Below are 18,723 nucleotides of genomic sequence, written 5' to 3'. Positions count from 1 at the left end.
GCTGGGGTATTATTGTTATGATCGGCCGGGCGTTGGCAGACGCTGCCAGCGTTTCAAGATTACCGATTCTACCGCCGTAGCAAGACCGAAGGAGAGGACGCTGAGAACCAGCGGTATGCCGTACCCAAGGACAAGGTCATACAGAAAAACATTGATGGCGCCGACTGTCGTTAGCAGGATGGCCACATTGCGCAATTCCCTGCTGCGATTTGCCAGCGCGATTGACATCAGGACAATGGCTGATATATTGATGATGACCGACTGGCTTCCCTGGATGATATTGCTCACATCAGCAGGAACAAAAAACGTGACTGTTACTTTTTGAAGGATAACCCGCAACAAGACAAAGGCGCTCAGCAGGGCGGCCAGCAAAACCGTTACAGCGCTGAAATCGCCTTTGTCGATCTTCGAAAAAAAGGCCGATTCCTCAGGCGGCGTTGTGTTACGCAACCATCGGTATTGCAAAAGCCCCAAACAGGCGATTCCGGCTGTGGAAACTACGTTTATCAAAAATGAGTTGGGCTTTCCCCCACTGAGCAGCGCTGTCGCGATTGTTATACTCGCGTAAATCTGCAAAAGGTACGATGTCAAGCGAGCGCTGCCGCTTCCCCATTTTGCCGACATGACCGATGTCCAGAACGCAACCGCCGCCAATACGGGCAGATACAGTAATGTGTTGTCTGCAATTACGGGTAAGGCAAGCGCCAGCAACAACGACCCGGCAAAAACGAATGCATTGCTCCCGTGCGCCCCTTTTTGATCCCAGTTCGCCAGCCAGGGCGCTACGGCCAGATGCCCGAATCCGACGGCTGCCCCGAGGGCGCCGAGAATCAGTATGCCGCCACCCGTGGCGGACACGACGTACTGGGCCAGCGCGAATGCCCAGACAACATTGATGGTGGGCAGCACGAGTTCAAATCTGTTTAGTTTGTCCGGGAGGGTTCTGATGATCCCCATTAATGACGTTATCACGTATGTTGACGAGAAAATGGTCAAAAGCGGCAGGAACCAGGTCTGCGCCAGTGTCCTTGTTATGCCTTCGTCGCCCCGCAGCGCCATTCCCAGCTTGATTCCCCAGAGGGTGATCATGAAAAGTGTAACCAGCAGCAATATCCAGCGAAGCCAGACATACCGGTGGGCTCGGGCCGTAAAGTAACCCAACAGATTGGCCGTCAGAAGGACAATCACCAGGTAGGGGAAATAAGGAGAGGGATAATCGATCGCCGCGGCCGAGACGCACATGCCGAGGTTTCCTATGGCGATTGGAGCCGGAACCCGATAGACATAACTGATTGTCGCGGCGCCGAGACCGGTCAGAATCAGCATGATGTAAGATGATACAGAAGAAAGAATGCCAAAATGGGCATGCGCCTCAACAATGATTGTAAACATCAATAAAGTTCCGCACACGGTGAAGACGGGCGCCAGCTGGTTTTCCCTCTTATATCTCCGCCAGCCCATAAACATAAGAATGGCGGCGTAACTCATGCCGATGAGGGAACCGAAGGGCAGGTCTATCACCCTGCTATCGGTAACGGTGCGCAGAATCAGAGCGATGACCAAAAGAAAACACATTGTGGAAAGACGCTGCAAAAGCGAGGAACGGCCCACCCATGAAAGCATCGCCTCCGATGCGTCGGGGAGCGAGTCATCCGGGGACGTCGCATCGGTATTAACCGGTAGCGATCCGTAAAGATCGACCATTTTTGAAAGCGCATCCACCTTCAGCACCAGTTCATCCAACCGCTTGGCGACCTGTTCTACGGTGGATTCAAGAGAGGATAGTCTGTCGTTCATCTTCTCCGCCTTGAGTCGTATTTTTTATGTTTTTTGAGTTATTGGTCCAGTGTAAAAAAGCGGGGGATCCCCGCTTTTTTTTGTTTGTAATGCAATGCCGGTAAAGATAATGAGCGCCGCCGGCTTCGGTAAAACTTTATTCGTTATTTTATCAGGAACAAAGCCTTTGTCGCCGGGCTATTTGCCCTTGCCTCCGCCACCGGGCACGTCTTCACCGCCGGCAGAATGGCAGTCGCTGCAATTCATTGTTGTCATACTGTCCCCGATATCCGTCGGGTGGATAAATTCTTTTACCTTCGTTCCCGGTCGGATGTTTTCCTGTTTCTGCCCTAAAACGGTATGACAGATGGCGCAATCTTTTGAAATTACCTTGCCTTCGGCGGATTTGTGCTTTCCATCGTGACAGCGGAAACAACCGGGCGTGTAGAAATGACCGATATGATCGGGGTATGTATTCCAGGACACTTTCATATTCGGGAAGAAATTCCTGTTATAAATATCCTGGACGCGCTCAACAGCTTGTCTGATCGCAGCGGCTTTCTCACCTGCCAGTTTAGGGTGATTCTTGGCGTAGTATTCTTCGATGCCGGTGGCGATGGCTGTCATTCCCTCATCTTTAGTCTTGTAAGGCTTTGTTAGCAGCTCTACCGACACTTTTTTAATGAAAGGCAGTGAGGGGTCGATATGGCTGGAGACAAAGTTTTCATCCATCTCCTGACCGGGGGAACGATAGATATGCGTTGGACGGTTATGGCAATCAATGCAATCCATTAGACGGTTCTGTCCTTTGGCGAGCTCCTCCTCCTTGGTTAGAGGCGAATCCTCCTGTCTGTATTCGGTTAGACTGCCGTTCTTCTCCTTGACGGCGACATAGGGGATGTCAAGACGTTTATTGTCCCTGGCAAAATAATAAACTTCACTGCTGATATGCCAGTGTATTCCCGCCGCGGTCGGGGTCTTGGGAGTGCCGCCGATATTGATCAGCATATTGATTTCTCTAGGCGTATTTTTTTCATCGGCAGCATAGTGATAGAATATCCTTTGCCGTCCTGAGTAAAATTTTTCCGGCCAATGGCAGCGCTCGCAGATGTCGCGCGCGGGTCGGAGGTTTGCGACGGGTGTTTCTATAGGAGAAGAATAGGTATGCGCCAGTACTGCATATATTTGTTTCAATCCGGAAATTTTGGCCTTGACATACCACTTTGCGCCCGGTCCGATGTGGCAATCCACGCAACGAACCCGGGCATGGGGAGATGTGCTCCAGGCGCTGTATTCCGGCGTCATTACCGCGTGGCAGAGTTTTCCACAAAACTCGGCAGACTCGGTGAAATGATAGCCCTTGAGAGCGGCTATGGAAATGATGAGAACAAAGAGCACGGTGCCGAAAATGAAAATGACGAATAACCGGCGCTTGTGGCGGTCGTTCAAATCAATATCGGGGTAGGGAGTGATCGTGTCAGGTTTCGCCTGTCGATGCTGTTGCCTTAGGCGGAAAGCGCCAATGGGTACAAGAAGCAACCCTATAATCAGCATTGCGGGGAAGATAAAGTAAACGAGTACGCCCAAATAGGGGCTTTCCACGCCGGTAATTATTTCCATGGACAGCATAACAATGATCAGGCTGGTAGCCACCACGGCCAGAATCATACCAATCAGGCTGACTATATTGAAGAAATACCCGAGTATTTCTTTCCGTTTTTCAGACATTTTTCCTCCTTGTTTATCTTACACAGGCTTTTTCACAACTTAGAATGTTTGCACTACAACCATAAAAAAGCTGCAAGAAGTTTCTTTCGCCTAGTAATAAAAATAACCCTCTTTTAACGTATGGTTGCAGGACATTGCATTTAACGCCGCGATATATATAGGGAGTGTTGTCGCTTGTCAAGAAATATTTCCTTATAATTATTTTTCCTTGACAAGACTGCTTCTTCTGAGTTAATTGCCACCAAAATGGTAGCATATAGATTTTAAGGGAGGGTTATGAGAATTTCCACAAGGTCTCGCTACGGCGTTAGGTTGATGCTCGTTCTTGCCCGCAACTATGGCAAGGGATATTATTATTTGAAGGATATTGCCCGCGGAGAAGGCATGTCGGAAAAATATTTAAGTCAGATTGCGATATTGCTCCGGGACACTGGTTTGTTAAATTCGAGTCGGGGGGCACGTGGCGGTTATACCCTGACAAAGGCTCCTGCGCAGATCACCCTTAAAGAAATTGTTGACGTTCTGGAAGGAGGTACGTCGCTTGTGGATTGCGTCAAGGATAAATCCGCCTGCGCCCGCTCGCCCATCTGCGCCAGCCGCGATGTCTGGGTGTTGCTTGGAGAAAAGATATCGGAGGTGCTTGCTTCCATTAATCTGGAGCAGTTGCTAAGGCTGAAGATGGATAAAATTGAAGATTCACTTTCTCCGCGCATATGATAGCGGCGGCATTAAATAAGGCAATGAAACCAAAGGTGAGAACACAATGAAATCGATATATCTAGATTATGCGGCGACTACGCCGGCAGACCCCGCGGTTGTCAAGGCGATGCTTCCGTATTTCACGGAACATTTCGGCAATCCCTCCAGTCTGCATTCTTTTGGGCAGGAGGCGAAAAGAGCGGTGGAGACGGCGCGCGCTTCCGTTGCTTCCCTGATCGGCGCTCAGGCTGGAGAGATAGTCTTCACCAGCGGCGGCACGGAAAGCGACAATTTTGCCCTGAAGGGCGCGGTGGCGGCGCGGAAGGAGAAGGGCAACCATATCATTACCACGGTGATCGAGCATCATGCGGTGCTGGAGACTTGCCATGACCTGGAACAGCAAGGATGCCGGGTTACCTACCTTCCGGTGGACAGGTATGGCGCTGTAGATCCAGATGCCGTAAAAAACGCCGTCACGAATAAAACAATCCTGATTTCAATTATGCACGCCAATAATGAGGTGGGCACGATACAGCCCCTCGCCGAAATTGGAAAAATCGCCCGGGCAAATGATATCTATTTTCACACCGATGCGGTGCAAACCTTTGGTCATATCCCCATTGACGTAAATGAACTGAACGTGGATTTATTGAGCGCATCTGGTCACAAACTGTACGGGCCAAAGGGGGTGGGAATCATCTATATCAGGAAGGGAACGAGAGTTGAGCCTTTCCTCCGCGGGGGCGGGCAGGAAAAAGGACGCCGTTCCTCCACGCACAATGTGCCGGGTATCGTGGGCATGGGCAAGGCTTCGGAACTGTCCGGGAAGCTCTTGCAGGAGGAGGCAATAGTCATTGGCGCTCTGCGCGACAAATTGATCAGGGGGGTGCTCGATAACATCGACGAAACAAAGCTGAACGGCCATGCGACGCAACGGCTCCCCAATAATGTAAATATCACGATTAATTACATTGAGGGGGAGGCGATGGTCATGAACCTCGATATCGAAGGGATCGCCTGTTCCAGTGGCTCCTCCTGTTCTTCAGCGAGCTCTGCGGCTTCTCATGTTCTTGTGGCGCTCGGCCCTCTGCCATCGCTTCCTCACGGTTCTCTCAGGTTTTCGCTGGGGAAGGCAACAACCGCGGAGGATATCGACACGGTGCTCATGATTTTGCCCCGCATCGTGAGGAATTTGCGTTCCCTGTCGCCGCGCTACCGGAAAAAGGAAAAACTGGGGAAATGATGAAGAAGGTTCTCGTAGCCATGAGCGGCGGAGTGGATTCATCCGTAGCGGCTTTATTGCTGAAGGAAGGCGGTTACGATGTTACGGGCATGACCATGTGCCTTGGCGTAGCCGACGGCGGCGACAGCGAGAAGGCAAAGTGCTGCGGGTCCACAGCCATTGAAGATGCCCGCGGGATATGTGCCAGACTTGGCATTCCTCATTACGTTCTGGATTATTCGGCGCACCTGGAGGATAAGGTCATCCGAAAGTTTGTCTCCGAATATAGTCGGGGCAGGACGCCGAATCCCTGCATCGATTGCAACCGTTATCTGAAATTCGGCAAGCTGCTGGCAACGGCGCGTTCTTCCGGATTCGACTTTCTGGCTACTGGGCATTACGCGGAAATCGGCAGGGAAGGGGAAGCGTATTTTTTGAAAAGGCCGCGGGACAGAATGAAGGATCAAACGTACTTTCTTTACCCAATTGCTCCGGAGGCGCTGCCGTCGATTCTGTTCCCTCTGGCGCCCTTTACCAAGGACGAGGTTCGCATGATGGCGCGCAAGGCCGATTTGCCAGTAGCGGAAAAAGCCGAAAGCCAGGACATCTGTTTTGTAAAGCAGAAGAATTACCATTTCTTCTTTGAGGGAAAGGGACTTATGAGCAAGCCGGGCGCAATTGTGGATTTGGCAGGGAAAAAATTGGGAGAACACAGGGGCGTCCCTTTTTATACGATAGGACAGAGAAGCGGGCTGGGGATCAGCAGTTCCTCTCCGTTGTATGTGGTGTCTCTGGATGTGGAGTCGAACAGGGTCGTCGTGGGAGAAAAAAATGACCTGTATGCAAAAGGCCTGATTGCCGGTGATTTGAATATCCTGGTCGGGGACAGCCATCTGCCGCCTGTGGCCGAGGCGAAGATCAGATACCGTAAAAAGGCGGCGCGCTGTGCGCTTTTCTTGCATGAGGACAAATTGAAAGTGATCTTTGAAGAAGCACAGGAGTCAATAACCCCTGGTCAAGCCGTGGTCTGTTATCAGGATGACCGCGTGCTGGCGGGAGGAGTAATCGAGGAGGTATTATATGGAATTAATTGAAAAGATAAAGAAACTCAAGGTGGAACGAAACGCGGTAATCCTGGCGCACAACTACCAGATAGACGAGGTGCAGGATATTGCCGATTATGTGGGTGATTCCCTCGGCTTAAGCATCCAGGCCTCAAAGACGGATGCCGACGTGATCGTCTTCTGCGGCGTTTACTTCATGGCGGAAACGGCGAAGATCCTTTCACCTCAAAAGACGGTGCTTATTCCCGATCCCAAGGCAGGCTGTCCCATGGCGAACATGATTACCGCCGAACAACTCCGCGCTCTCAAGGCCCTGCATCCGGGAGCCAGGGTTTTATGTTATGTGAATACCACTGCGGAGGTAAAAGCCGAGTGCGATCTGGCCTGCACTTCCTCCAATGCCGTCTCGCTGGTGCGAGAAGCTTTCCGGGATGACGAGGAGATCATCTTCGTCCCCGACAAGCATCTGGCCAATTACGTTTCTGCGCAACTGGGGCGCGCGTTTATCACATGGAAGGGTTTTTGCCCGACGCATGCCCGCATTTTGCCGGAGGCTCTTGAGAAGCAGATAGAGCTCCATCCCGAGGCGGTGGTGATGGTGCATCCGGAATGCTCTGCTTCCGTGATTGCTTTGGCCGATCAGGTGCTTTCCACTGGCGGCATGTGCGCGCATGCCCGCGAAGCGGCGGCGGAGGAATTCATTGTCGGCACAGAAGTCGGCATTCTGCGCCGGCTGCGCCTGGAGAATCCCGGCAAGAAATTTTATCCCGCCTCGGAACTTGCCGTTTGTCCGAACATGAAACGCACCACGCTGGAGAAGGTGCTGTGGTCTCTGGAGGGGATGACGCACGAGGTTACTGTACCCTATGAGGTGCGGGAAAGGGCGCTCGGGAGTATCGAACGAATGCTGAACCACAGGTAAGGATATGGAAAAATTTGAGGTTATATTCATTGGCACGAAGGAAAGAGAGATACGGGCAGTCGGGGTGACGCAGGAGGCGCCGCTCACGCTCGAGGTGAACGGCAAGGAAATGGCCACGCTCCTGTGTTCGCCAACGGATCTTGAAAATCTCGTGATCGGTTTTCTCTATAACTCCGGCGTAATAACTGATGCCGCCGCGGTCGAGTCGCTGATCATTGACAAAGAGCTCTGGAAGGCAAGCATCGGCATTGATCCGGAAACATTGCCGGGTGAGTTCGTTTTTAAAAGGGTCTATACCTCCGGCTGCGGGAAGGGCATTATCTTTCACAACCCCCTCGATGTGCTGCAGCGGGACAGGCTTGATTCCGATTTTGTGATTGAGGGGAAAAGGGTTTTTGAGCTTATGAAAATGTTCCTGAATTTCTCGGAGGAACATAAATCCACGCGGGGCGTGCACAGCGCTGCCGTGGCCTCCCGAGAGGGTGAGATGCTTATTTTTCGCGATGATCTGGGGAGACACAATGCTGTTGATAAGGTTATAGGCGAGGCGCTTGCGCAGGGGTTGAATTTTGAGGATAAGTGGCTGTTGACGAGCGGGCGAATCTCTTCGGAGATCACCTCCAAGATGCTGCGCTGTCGAATCCCCCTGGTGGTTTCTTCCGGCGCTCCCACCGATCAGGCGGTCAAGATTGCCCGGGATGTGGGACTCGGTATGGCAACCTTGGCAAAGGGAGGCGGGCTCAATTTATATAGTTGCGCAGAACGGGTGAGCTGATAATTTTATCCGTAATTAAAAACACTTATATATTTAAGCTATTGTGAAGGAGAATGCTGTGGCTGAAGAAAAAAATAAATTGAAGGTTGAAACCCTGGCGCTGCATGGCGGACAGGAAGCGGATCCGACAACCGGCTCCCGGGCTGTGCCGATTTATCAAACGACGTCTTACCAGTTCAAGAGTACCGAGCATGCGGCGAGTCTTTTCGCCCTGAAGGAATTCGGGAATATCTATACGCGGCTCATGAATCCCACAAACGATGTACTGGAAAAACGGATCGCCTTAATGGAAGGAGGCGTAGGGGCGCTGGCCGTAGCCAGCGGACAGTCCGCGATCGCGCTTGCCCTGCTCAATATCGCGCGTGCGGGCGACGAGATCGTCTCTGCCGATAACCTCTACGGCGGGACGTACAATCTCTTCCATTACACCTTTGCGCGGATGGGCATTACTGTGAAATTCGTTAAATCCAACGACCTGGATGCCTTTCAGAAGGCTATTACCCCGAAGACCAAGGCAATATATGCCGAATCCGTTGGGAACCCCAAGCTCGACATTGCCGAGCTGGAAGGCTTGGCGGCCGTGGCGCACAAGAACCGCATTCCTTTCATATTGGACAACACCGTTTCGCCCTACCTGCTGCAGCCCTTTAATTTCGGCGTTGATGTCATCGTCTATTCCGCCACAAAATTCATTGGCGGGCATGGCACATCACTGGGCGGTCTGATTGTTGATTCGGGAAAGTTCGACTGGACGCAGGGCGACTTTCCGACGATTACCGACCCCGATCCCAGCTATCATGGCCTTGAATTTGTCAAGGCTCTGGCGCCGCTGGGAAACCTCGCGTTTATTGTCAAGGCCCGGGTAGGGCTGCTTCGGGACCTGGGGCCGGCCATGTCGCCCTTCAATGCGTTTCTCTTCCTGCAAGGTTTGGAGACGCTGCATTTAAGGATGCCGCGCCATTCGGAAAACGCGTTGGCGGTGGCCTCTTATCTGGAGACGCATCCCCAGACAGCCTGGGTTAATTATCCCGGACTGGACTCGAGTGCGGAAAAAACACGGGCGAAGAAGTATCTTCCCCATGGCTGCGGCGCCATTATCGGCTTTGGAATCAAGGGAGGAGCGCCGGTCGGCAAGAAATTTATCGAGGCGCTCCATTTGATATCGCATTTGGCAAACATAGGGGATGCCAAGTCGCTTGCCATCCATCCGGCGACTACCACGCATCAGCAATTGACGGCGGAAGAACAGATAGCCACCGGGGTGACGCCTGATTTTATCCGTCTGTCCATTGGTCTCGAACACATTGACGACATCAAGGACGATATCGCACAGGCGCTGCAAAAAGCCGCCGTTTAACGGATCAAGGAGGAACAAGAAGATGATTTTTTCAGATATTACCAAGACTATAGGACGGACGCCGCTCGTCAAAATAAACAAGCTTGCCGCGGGAATGAAGGCGACGGTGCTGGTGAAGCTTGAATCATTTAATCCGCTTTCCAGCGTCAAAGACCGCATCGGCGTGGCGATGATCGATGCCGCAGAGAAGCAGGAGAGAATTAACAGTGAGACAGTTATCATCGAACCCACGAGCGGCAATACCGGGATCGCTCTGGCCTTCGTCTGTGCCGCCAGGGGATACAGACTTATCCTGACCATGCCGGACACCATGAGTGTGGAGAGGCGACAGCTTCTCCACATCCTGGGCGCGGAGCTGGTGCTCACCGAGGGCGCGAAGGGAATGAAGGGGGCCATAGAAAAGGCCGATGAACTGGCGCTAACCATGAAAAACAGCTTTATCCCCCAGCAGTTCAACAACCCGGCCAATCCTGAGATGCACAGGGTAACGACGGCGGAGGAAATCTGGGCCGACACGGAGGGCAATATCGACTATTTTATTTCCGGCATCGGCACCGGCGGAACCATCTCCGGAGTGGGTAAATTTTTAAAAGAAAAAAGGCCTGCTGTTAAAATAATTGGTCTTGAACCGGCCGGTTCGCCGGTTCTTTCCGGGGGGAAGCCCGGGGCGCACAAGATTCAGGGTATCGGCGCCGGGTTTGTGCCGGGGGTACTGGACCGCAGCGTTATAGATGAGATCATGCTGGTTTCCCATGAGGACGGCGGCGAGGCAGCGAGGCGTTTGGCAAAAGAGGAGGGTATTCTGGTCGGGATATCGAGTGGAGCGGCCCTGTGGGCCGCCCTGGAAGTTGCCAAACGCGCGGAAGCGGCTGACAAAACTATTGTAGCGCTCCTTCCGGATACGGGGGAAAGATACCTCTCCACTTGGCTTTTCTCCAAATGATGGTTTAAAGAAAGACAATATTTTTGCGCTGGTATTTAACCGAAAGATTGGTGTGGCTCAGATGAAAAAGAAACAAAGTGTAGGTCCGGTACAAACAAAATATTTTACCTTTGCCGAGCCGCCGAATGAGATGTCCCTTGAATTAGGGGGAAAGCTCGGACCCGTAACGATCGCCTACGAGACCTACGGAGATCTGAACGGCGACAAAACGAATGCCATTCTTGTCTGTCATGCGCTATCCGCGGATGCGCATGCGGCGGGTTATCTTGAGGGTGAAAAGGACCCGGGTTGGTGGGAAGGCATGATTGGCCCGGGTAAGGCCTTCGATACGAACAAACATTTTATCATCTGCTCGAACGTAATCGGCGGATGCAAGGGAAGCACCGGGCCATCGTCTGTAAATCCCGCGACTGGCGCGCCTTACGCCCTGGATTTCCCCAGCATTACCATTGCCGACATGGTGGAGGCGCAGCGTCATCTGCTTGATCACCTGGGCATTGAAAAACTTATGTGTGTGGCGGGGGGCTCCATGGGCGGCATGCAGGTGCTGCAGTGGGTGGCCTCGTATCCCGAACGGATTCGCTCGGCCATCCCCATTGCTACCGCCCTCAAGCATTCACCCCAGCAGATCGCCTTCAATGAGGTGGTGCGGCAGTCGGTAATGGCCGATCCGGCCTGGCGTGATGGCAATTACTACGCATACGGACAGCCGGAAAAAGGGTTGGCTTTGGCTCGGATGATCGGTCATATTACGTTTATGAGCGTTCAGTCCATGGAGGCGAAGTTTTCCCGCCGGCTGAAAAACGCCAGTTACAATTTCAAGTTCGGGGCGGATTTTGAGGTAGAGGGTTATTTGCATTACAAAGGCGACAGTTTTGTAAAACGGTTCGACGCCAATTCCTATCTCTACATTACGAAAGCGATCGATTATTTCGATCTTTCCGGGGGGAGGCTTGTTCCCGAAGGGCGAAAGGCGGACCCCCGCTTCCTGATCATTTCGTATCGCTCTGACTGGCTTTATCCATCCGTTCAGTCGCAGGAGATTGTGCGAGAGCTTAAGATAAGGCGCGTGGATGCGACCTATTGCGAACTGCGCTCCACGTATGGGCATGACGCCTTTCTTGTGGAAATGGATGAGCAGCAAAATCTCGTCCAACATTTTCTGGATAAAACATATCAAGGCTACGAGGTAGTGAAAACTTATGACATCTGACTCCCTTCGTTTGGACTACAAAATCATCTATGAGGCCGTGACGCCCGGCGCCCGGGTTCTCGATTTGGGGTGCGGGAATGGCGATCTTCTCTATTTTCTGGCCCGGGACAAGGGTGCCAAGGTGCAGGGGATAGAACTGGATGATGCCGCCATTTACCAGTGTGTGCGTAAAGGATTAAGCGTCTTTAACAGCGATATCACAAGCGGACTTGTCGAGTACCCCGATCAGTCGTTCGACTACGTTATCCTGAATCAGAGCATGCAGGAGGTGACGAACATAGATTTCATCATCCGGGAGGCCCTGCGCGTGGGGCGGAAGGTCATCATCGGTTTTCCCAATTTTGCCTATATCATTGCCCGGTTCATGCTTTTCTTCCGGGGAATCGCCCCGATGACGAAGTCATTGCCCCATCTGTGGTACGATACTCCCAACGTGCGCTGCCTGAGCATTGATGATTTCAGGAATTTTTGCGAGGAGAAGAACCTCCGCATCCTGAAGGCCTATTACCTCGGGAGTGATAAGCTGATCAGATTCTGGCCCAATCTTTTGGCCCTCAATGCGATCTTTGTGCTGACAGGGGAGGAAGAATTCACTCCTGACAGCGGTGCTGAAAATAAAAAGGCTAAGCCATGCTAAAGAATATAAAAGAGGGTATTTGGGAGGACGTGCAAAACGTCTTCAAGAAAGACCCTGCGGCAAGAAATATCTTTGAGGTTATTTTTTTCTATCCTGGTCTGCACGCGATCTGGATGCACCGGGCCGCCCATTTTCTCTGGAATCACCGGTTTTATTTTTTGGCCCGTTTCATATCGCATCTCGGCCGTTTCCTTACGGGCATCGAGATTCACCCTGGGGCCAGGATCGGCAGGCGATTTTTCATTGATCACGGCGCTGGAGTAGTGATCGGGGAGACTACCGATATCGGCGACGACGTCCTGCTCTACCAGGGGGTAGTGCTGGGCGGGGTAAGCCTGAAGAAGGAAAAACGCCATCCCACCATAGGCAATCATGTGCTTGTCGGGGCTGGTACGATTGTTTTGGGGCCCATCCATATTGGAGATGGTACGAGGATCGGGGCCGCATCCCTCGTGGTTAAGGACGTGCCCGCGAATGCCATTGCGGTGGGTGTGCCGGCGCGGATCGGGATGGGTTTTTCCGCCCGGGAACTCACTGAACTGGGGCACAATAAATTGCCCGATCCCATCGCCGACGCCTTCAAATTTCTTGGGAAACAGATAGATTCTATGGAAGAAAGGCTGGAAGCGGTTGAGCAGCTCGAGGGCATCAAGGTGGATCTGGATAAGTATGTGGAACAGAAAAAACGGGAAATTCTCGACGTTTTTTCACAGACTTATGAATTTGACGGGGGGGCTGGGATATAGACCTGACACTATCTGCGTGCCATGAAATCCCTTAATGCACCCTTAATTACCCATTCCGGTAGCCCAATGAAAAAAGGTAAACGCTATAAATCTCTATACTTGCCCGCATGGACCATTGTCGTTGCCGTGATTATCCTCTTCTTCGTTATCTCAATTTCCACGTACCGGAACATGAGCCGGGAACGGGGGCGAATGGAAGAGTCACTCATCCGGGAAGCGCAGGTCATCATCCGGGCCATTGAGGCCGGGGTGCGGGCTGATGACCCTTCTTCTGCCGGCGCCGGCCGTCTCCAGAAACTCGTGAAAGAGGTTGCCCGCGAACCGGAGATTGCCTCCATCGCGATCTTCAACCATGAGGGCGTCGCAGTGGCAGTGAGCCCCTCCGTAAAATCAGCGGCGATTTCCAGCGGCGGTAATTTATCGGAGACTTCCTCACTCAAGATACTCTTGCGGCAGCAGGGAATGGTAACACGCTACCGACAGTTTGCACCGGGGGAGCGGGTCTTTGAAGTTATTCAGTTGTTTCGGCCCTATCCCGTTGTGCAGTTGCGTGATGCGCAGACGGTCGAGGCAAAAGGAACAGTGCGAAAATCAGCCAATGATAAGATGATCTTCCTGAGTTTACGGTTGGCAACAGCCGAAACGGCCCGCCTGCAGGACCGTCATCATAACCTCCTGATGGCGGCGATTCTCGTTATACTGGGAACGGGGGCGCTTTATTTCGTTTTTATAGTTCAGAATTACTATCTCGTTGACAACAAGCTGATCAGGATGCAGAGTTACACCGAAAATGTCCTGGAAAGCATGGCCGACGGCTTGCTGTCCATCGACCGGGATGGGAAAATCGTCACTTTCAATAGACAGGCAGGAGAGATTCTCGGAGTAGAACCGGCAACCATGGAGGGCCGGAATATCGCCGATTTCCTTGATGGCGTTTGGGAAGAGCCGCTTGCTCCTGGCGCGAGCGGCAGGGTTGTAAAGGAAAAGCAGATGGAGATTCGCCGCCGGGAACGGGACGTCAAAATCCCGATCAGCGTCAGCGTAGCGCCGCTCAAGGATGATGCGGGTCAGGAGCAGGGGCGGGTTTTGCTCATAAAAGACCTTTCGGAGCTGCGCGACCTTCAGGAGAAGGTCCGCCGGAGCGAGCGCCTTGCCTCTCTGGGACGATTGGCCGCCGGCGTGGCCCACGAGATTCGCAATCCTTTGAGTTCGATCAAGGGGTTTGCCCAGTACTTTGCGAAGCGATTCAAGGGTCAGGAGGAGGAAGAGGGTTATGCCATAGTCATGGTGAAGGAGGTGGACCGCCTCAATCGGGTCATCACGGAACTCCTGGACTTTGCCGGGCCGAAGGTCCCCCACCGGGAACCGCAGCGTCTGGAGGATATTGCCGATCATGTATTGAAACTGCTGGCCTCCGATTTGGCCGAGCGTAAAATATCGATATTCAAGGAATATCAAGAGAACCTGCCTGATGTGCACGTGGACAGAGACCAGATATCTCAGGTATTCATCAATATCGTTTTGAACAGCATGGAATCAATGAAAGGCGGAGGCAAGATCATGCTTTCGCTGCAGAGAACGGAATCACCCGATGCAGTTGCGATAGTTATAACCGACACGGGGGACGGCATCCCCGAGGAAGACCTGGAAAAGGTTTTCGAGCCTTTCTTCAGCAGTAAGAGGAAGGGAACGGGGTTGGGATTGGCGGTCGTGCATCAGATTATTGAGGGCCACGGCGGAGACATCAGCGTGGAAAGCCGGCCGGGAGAGGGGACGCGGTTCCGGATAATTCTGCCGTTTATGAACATCAATCTTCGCTTTGCCGAAAGAGGAGGGGAGCAGGCATGAAAGATAAACCCATGATTCTTATTGTGGATGACGAGGCAAGTCATCGGATGATGCTGCGCGCGGTCCTTAGGGAGGATGGGTATGCAGTGACAGAGGCCTCCGATGGCACGGAGGCAGTGGCGGCAGTGGCAAAAGAGGCCTTCGACGTGATCCTGCTTGACATCCGGATGACGGCCATGGACGGCATTGAGGCGCTTGCCGAGATTCGCAAGATTTCTCCCCATGTGCCAGTACTGATCATGACCGCCTACGCTTCGGTAAAAACAGCCGTGGAAGCGCTGAAAGCAGGGGCCTTCGACTATCTGATGAAGCCTCTCGACATCGATGAACTGAAGATTCTGATTGGAAAGGCGTTGGAGCACTATCACCTGCGTGAGGAGAACATCATGCTCAAGGAGCGCCTGGGGGATCGTTTCGATTTTTCCCGGATCATTGCCCGGAGCGCGAAAATGAGAGGTCTCGTCGATACGCTGTCGCTCGTGGCACCCTCCGATGCAACTGTGCTGATAATGGGTGAGAGTGGAACTGGCAAGGAAGTCGTGGCCAACGCCATTCATCACAACAGCCTCCGGGCCGGGCAGGCGTTTATCAAGGTTTCCTGTGCCGCCCTTCCTGAAACACTGCTGGAGAGTGAACTATTTGGACATGAGAAGGGCGCCTTTACCGGTGCTATGGCGCGGCGCGAGGGCCGGTTTCAACTAGCCGATGACGGCACGATTTTTCTCGATGAGATCGGGGAGATGAGCACAGCCGTGCAGACCAAACTCCTGCGCGTATTGCAGGAAAAGGAATTTCAGCCGCTGGGTAGCAACCGCACCGTCAAGGTGGATATCCGCGTAATCGCCGCCACGAACCGGGAGCTGGAAGCGGAGGTCAAGAGCGGCCGTTTCCGGGAAGACCTCTATTATCGACTGAATGTTGTCCCAATTATGCTGCCCCCGCTTCGCGAACGGAAAGAGGACATCCCTCCGCTGGCGGAACATTTTTTGTCTCTCTATTGTTCTAAAAGTGGAAAGGCTCTCAAGGGCATTGCGGGTAAGGCAATGGATTTACTCGTGCGTTACGATTGGCCGGGAAACATCCGGGAACTGGAGAACTGCATCGAACGGGCCGTAATCATGGCGCGGGAAGCGGCGATTATCCCTGCCGATTTCCCCCTCGTTATTCAAATGCTTTCTCCGGCAGAAGGGAAGGAGTTTCTCGATATCTCCTCCGGATTCTCCATCTCCGAGATGGAAAAGGCCCTGATCATCAAGACGCTGGCAGATATGGGCGGCAACCGCACGCGGGCGGCAAAAAGTCTCGGCATCAACCGCCGCACACTGCAGAACAAATTAAAGGAGTATGGGCTAAATAATCATCTTAGCGGCGACGAGGCCTGAAGTAACTGTTGTCGTCATTGGCTGGCTGTGATAAGGCATACAGCCGGAGTTCGTGTTTTTCACGGGCGTTGAGGGACGTCGTCTTTTTTCTAATCTTTTTTACGAAGGAGGAATGTCATGATCGATTACAAAACCCTGGGCTTTGTGAACACAAAAGAGATGTTTGCCGTGGCAGTAAAAGACGAGTTTGCCGTTCCCGCCTATAATTTCAACAATATGGAGCAATTGCAGGCGATTGTGATGGCCTGCCTTGAAACTCAGTCTCCTGTCATTATTCAGGTTTCCAAAGGAGCCAGGGATTACGCCGACCGGACGCTTTTGAGCTACATGGCCCAGGGGGCTGTCGAGATGATGAAACGAGAGGCAAAAGACCGAAACCTTGGCGAGATTCCGATTGCGCTCCATCTGGATCATGGCGATTCGCTGGCAACATGCATCTCCTGCATCGAATCCGGCTTTTCGTCGGTCATGATTGACGGCTCCCACCTGCCGCATGCGGAAAATGCGGAGCTGACCCGCAAGGTTGTCGAATATGCCCATCAGCACGATATCACCGTTGAAGGCGAGATCGGGATCCTGGCCGGTGTCGAGGACGATGTCTCCTCCGAGACCCACACCTATACTCGTCCGGAGGATGTCCAGGATTTCCTTTCCCGCACAGGAGTTGATTCGCTGGCGATCGCGATCGGCACCTCACACGGCGCCTACAAATTCAAGCCGGGACAGAATCCCAAAATCCGTCTCGACATACTCCATGAGATAGAAAGGCGCATTCCCGGATTTCCGATCGTCCTGCACGGTTCCTCATCAGTGCCACAGGATGCCGTTGAGACGATCAATAAATATGGCGGCAAAATAAAGGACTCCATCGGTATCCCCGAGGATCAGCTTCGCCAGGCGGCCCGCTCGTCGGTCTGCAAGATCAATATCGACTCTGACGGCAGGCTGGTCATGACAGCGAAAATCCGCGAAATTTTTGCACTGAAGCCTTCGGAATTTGATCCGCGGAAATATCTCGGACCGGCACGCGAAGCGCTTCGCGAGATGTACATGCGCAAGAATCGCGAGGTGCTGGGTAGTGCTGACCGGGCCGTAGAGATCCTCGCCGCTTCGAAAAGATAGCTATTTTACCCTGGGTTGAAAATAGCCGCGTACTCAGCGAGATGGTTCGGAAGAAACGGGTGCGCAGTGTGGAGGCGGTCTGCCATAAGTACAATTCCACATTTAATCTCCAGAAAAAGACCAGGTAATGAAGAGTTAGTTAAGCAGATTTAAAGTCAAAAGAGGACAGAAAATATAAAAAGTGTAGGTTTGACACCAATGAGAAGATTCTTGCAGGACTGGCAGCTTCCCGCGTTGTGGGCGATTGGGGCGCTGGCGGCCCCATTTTTTTTCGCGTCGCCCGCGATGGGGCTTTTGCTTGGGATAGCGTGTGCGCTTGCTTTGGGGAACGGAGCGCGCGGCTTTACCGGTAAGGCGGGTAAATACCTCCTGCAGGGGGCCGTTATCCTGCTTGGGTTCGGCCTGCGTTTGGATGTGGTGCTGCGCGTTGGTTACAGTTCCATCGGCATAACGTTTATCAGCATTTCCCTCACCATGCTGGTGGGCTGGGCTCTCGGCAGACTTTTAGCGGTCGATCCGAAAGTGACGACGCTTATAGGGAGCGGCACAGCCATCTGCGGCGGTAGCGCCATTGCCGCTATTGCCCCGACCATAGGCGCGACGCCGGCGCAGACTGCCATCGCTCTGGCGGTTGTGTTTATCCTCAATGCGGCAGGTCTGCTGATCTTCCCCGGCATCGGACACGCTCTGGGGATGACAGAACAAGCTTTCGGTCTGTGGGCGGCACTGGCAATTCATGACACGAGCAGCGTGGTCGGCGCGGCAACTCTCTATGGTACAACAGCACTAGCCATAGCCACGACCGTTAAATTGACGCGCGCACTTTGGATTCTGCCACTTTCGTTTGCAAGCGCGCGTCTGCATCGCAGCGCCTCCAAGACGACTATCCAGTGGTTCCTTTTCGGATTCCTGGCGGCGGCGACTGCGCGTGCGTGGCTGCCGGACGGTGCATGGCTGTTCGACCTGTTTGCGTTTGGCGGAAAGCGGCTCATGGTGTCGACACTCTTTCTTATCGGCGCCGGTCTGACAGTTAAAGATCTCCGGACGCTGGGCGTACGACCGCTCATCATGGCGATCACGCTATGGCTGATCGTGTCGCTCACTTCTTTTGCGATGATCCGATTTGGCTGGCTGACCATAATGGGGGGCGCGGCATAAAAAATATTCAAAAAGTGTAGGTTTGACACCATTATTTCCCTGCCTCGCCGACACTGGAACTCAACATTCTCTCAAACCTCGCGCAGGGAAATCGAAGATTAATGTTCATAAAGGTTGCGGTCAATAGTCGT

At 52.9% G+C, this 18,723-nt stretch carries 16 protein-coding genes; 14 read left to right on the top strand and 2 right to left on the bottom strand.

The genetic code is table 11. The features are described from left to right. Window positions 1-15: 15 nt before the first annotated feature. Window positions 16-1,797 (bottom strand): DUF2339 domain-containing protein, encoded by a 1,782-nt coding sequence (locus M0P74_12065; GenBank protein MCK9364317.1) that lies wholly within the window; start codon window positions 1,795-1,797, stop codon window positions 16-18. Between the two features lie 177 nt (window positions 1,798-1,974). Further along, on the bottom strand, window positions 1,975-3,504 hold the full coding sequence (locus tag M0P74_12060; GenBank protein ID MCK9364316.1) for a NapC/NirT family cytochrome c: 1,530 nt from the start codon (window positions 3,502-3,504) through the stop codon (window positions 1,975-1,977). A 276-nt stretch (window positions 3,505-3,780) separates the two neighbouring features. Between M0P74_12060 and M0P74_12055 the strand changes: the two genes are divergently transcribed. The 14 genes from M0P74_12055 (at window position 3,781) to M0P74_11990 (ending at window position 18,592) form a co-directional block, all read left to right on the top strand. Continuing rightward, window positions 3,781-4,221 carry an Rrf2 family transcriptional regulator gene (locus M0P74_12055; GenBank protein MCK9364315.1) on the top strand — a complete coding sequence of 147 codons (441 nt, stop codon included), beginning with the start codon at window positions 3,781-3,783 and terminating at the stop codon, window positions 4,219-4,221. Window positions 4,222-4,267: 46 nt separating this feature from the next. Beyond that, window positions 4,268-5,446, top strand: coding sequence for a cysteine desulfurase NifS (gene nifS, locus M0P74_12050; GenBank protein ID MCK9364314.1), 1,179 nt, complete (start codon window positions 4,268-4,270; stop codon window positions 5,444-5,446). After that, on the top strand, window positions 5,443-6,519 hold the full coding sequence (mnmA, locus tag M0P74_12045) for a tRNA 2-thiouridine(34) synthase MnmA (protein MCK9364313.1): 1,077 nt from the start codon (window positions 5,443-5,445) through the stop codon (window positions 6,517-6,519). The genes nifS and mnmA overlap by 4 nt, the downstream gene beginning before the upstream one ends. After that, complete coding sequence (gene nadA / locus M0P74_12040; protein MCK9364312.1) at window positions 6,506-7,411, top strand: quinolinate synthase NadA; 906 nt, start codon at window positions 6,506-6,508, stop codon at window positions 7,409-7,411. Before mnmA ends, nadA begins: the two co-directional genes overlap by 14 nt. Before the next feature lie 4 nt (window positions 7,412-7,415). After that, window positions 7,416-8,186 (top strand): formate dehydrogenase accessory sulfurtransferase FdhD, encoded by a 771-nt coding sequence (gene fdhD, locus M0P74_12035; GenBank protein ID MCK9364311.1) that lies wholly within the window; start codon window positions 7,416-7,418, stop codon window positions 8,184-8,186. A 58-nt stretch (window positions 8,187-8,244) separates the two neighbouring features. Next, window positions 8,245-9,543 (top strand): O-acetylhomoserine aminocarboxypropyltransferase/cysteine synthase, encoded by a 1,299-nt coding sequence (locus tag M0P74_12030; protein MCK9364310.1) that lies wholly within the window; start codon window positions 8,245-8,247, stop codon window positions 9,541-9,543. A 22-nt stretch (window positions 9,544-9,565) separates the two neighbouring features. Then, window positions 9,566-10,486 carry a cysteine synthase A gene (gene cysK / locus M0P74_12025; protein MCK9364309.1) on the top strand — a complete coding sequence of 307 codons (921 nt, stop codon included), beginning with the start codon at window positions 9,566-9,568 and terminating at the stop codon, window positions 10,484-10,486. Window positions 10,487-10,547: 61 nt separating this feature from the next. After that, window positions 10,548-11,699, top strand: a complete 1,152-nt coding sequence (locus M0P74_12020) for a homoserine O-acetyltransferase (protein ID MCK9364308.1) — start codon at window positions 10,548-10,550, stop codon at window positions 11,697-11,699. Next, window positions 11,689-12,336, top strand: a complete 648-nt coding sequence (metW, locus tag M0P74_12015; protein ID MCK9364307.1) for a methionine biosynthesis protein MetW — start codon at window positions 11,689-11,691, stop codon at window positions 12,334-12,336. The genes M0P74_12020 and metW overlap by 11 nt, the downstream gene beginning before the upstream one ends. Continuing rightward, on the top strand, window positions 12,330-13,082 hold the full coding sequence (cysE, locus tag M0P74_12010; protein ID MCK9364306.1) for a serine O-acetyltransferase: 753 nt from the start codon (window positions 12,330-12,332) through the stop codon (window positions 13,080-13,082). The genes metW and cysE overlap by 7 nt, the downstream gene beginning before the upstream one ends. A gap of 66 nt (window positions 13,083-13,148) precedes the next feature. Then, a complete protein-coding gene (locus M0P74_12005) occupies window positions 13,149-14,930 on the top strand; it encodes an ATP-binding protein (GenBank protein MCK9364305.1) in 1,782 nt (593 codons plus the stop codon). Further along, the gene (locus M0P74_12000; GenBank protein ID MCK9364304.1) at window positions 14,927-16,312 is read left to right on the top strand and encodes a sigma-54 dependent transcriptional regulator; all 1,386 of its coding nucleotides are present in this window, start codon (window positions 14,927-14,929) and stop codon (window positions 16,310-16,312) included. The genes M0P74_12005 and M0P74_12000 overlap by 4 nt, the downstream gene beginning before the upstream one ends. 117 nt (window positions 16,313-16,429) lie before the next feature. Then, window positions 16,430-17,434, top strand: a complete 1,005-nt coding sequence (locus M0P74_11995) for a class II fructose-1,6-bisphosphate aldolase (protein ID MCK9364303.1) — start codon at window positions 16,430-16,432, stop codon at window positions 17,432-17,434. Between the two features lie 210 nt (window positions 17,435-17,644). Next, window positions 17,645-18,592 (top strand): putative sulfate exporter family transporter, encoded by a 948-nt coding sequence (locus tag M0P74_11990; GenBank protein ID MCK9364302.1) that lies wholly within the window; start codon window positions 17,645-17,647, stop codon window positions 18,590-18,592. The last annotated feature ends 131 nt before the right edge of the window (window positions 18,593-18,723 follow it).

The organism is Syntrophales bacterium, from assembly GCA_023229765.1.
Classification (GTDB): Bacteria; Desulfobacterota; Syntrophia; order Syntrophales; family UBA5619; genus DYTH01.
This window is presented reverse-complemented; position numbering and strand designations above follow the sequence as displayed.

What these genes read in the sequence shown, in the direction of transcription:
- M0P74_12065 (MCK9364317.1), bottom strand. Translation starts at nt 1,797, where the DNA reads ATGAACGACAGACTATCCTCTCTTGAATCCACCGTAGAACAGGTCGCC.
- M0P74_12060 (MCK9364316.1), bottom strand. Translation starts at nt 3,504, where the DNA reads ATGTCTGAAAAACGGAAAGAAATACTCGGGTATTTCTTCAATATAGTC.
- M0P74_12055 (MCK9364315.1), top strand. Translation starts at nt 3,781, where the DNA reads ATGAGAATTTCCACAAGGTCTCGCTACGGCGTTAGGTTGATGCTCGTT.
- nifS (MCK9364314.1), top strand. Translation starts at nt 4,268, where the DNA reads ATGAAATCGATATATCTAGATTATGCGGCGACTACGCCGGCAGACCCC.
- mnmA (MCK9364313.1), top strand. Translation starts at nt 5,443, where the DNA reads ATGATGAAGAAGGTTCTCGTAGCCATGAGCGGCGGAGTGGATTCATCC.
- nadA (MCK9364312.1), top strand. Translation starts at nt 6,506, where the DNA reads ATGGAATTAATTGAAAAGATAAAGAAACTCAAGGTGGAACGAAACGCG.
- fdhD (MCK9364311.1), top strand. Translation starts at nt 7,416, where the DNA reads ATGGAAAAATTTGAGGTTATATTCATTGGCACGAAGGAAAGAGAGATA.
- cysK (MCK9364309.1), top strand. Translation starts at nt 9,566, where the DNA reads ATGATTTTTTCAGATATTACCAAGACTATAGGACGGACGCCGCTCGTC.
- M0P74_12020 (MCK9364308.1), top strand. Translation starts at nt 10,548, where the DNA reads ATGAAAAAGAAACAAAGTGTAGGTCCGGTACAAACAAAATATTTTACC.
- metW (MCK9364307.1), top strand. Translation starts at nt 11,689, where the DNA reads ATGACATCTGACTCCCTTCGTTTGGACTACAAAATCATCTATGAGGCC.
- cysE (MCK9364306.1), top strand. Translation starts at nt 12,330, where the DNA reads ATGCTAAAGAATATAAAAGAGGGTATTTGGGAGGACGTGCAAAACGTC.
- M0P74_12005 (MCK9364305.1), top strand. Translation starts at nt 13,149, where the DNA reads ATGAAAAAAGGTAAACGCTATAAATCTCTATACTTGCCCGCATGGACC.
- M0P74_12000 (MCK9364304.1), top strand. Translation starts at nt 14,927, where the DNA reads ATGAAAGATAAACCCATGATTCTTATTGTGGATGACGAGGCAAGTCAT.
- M0P74_11995 (MCK9364303.1), top strand. Translation starts at nt 16,430, where the DNA reads ATGATCGATTACAAAACCCTGGGCTTTGTGAACACAAAAGAGATGTTT.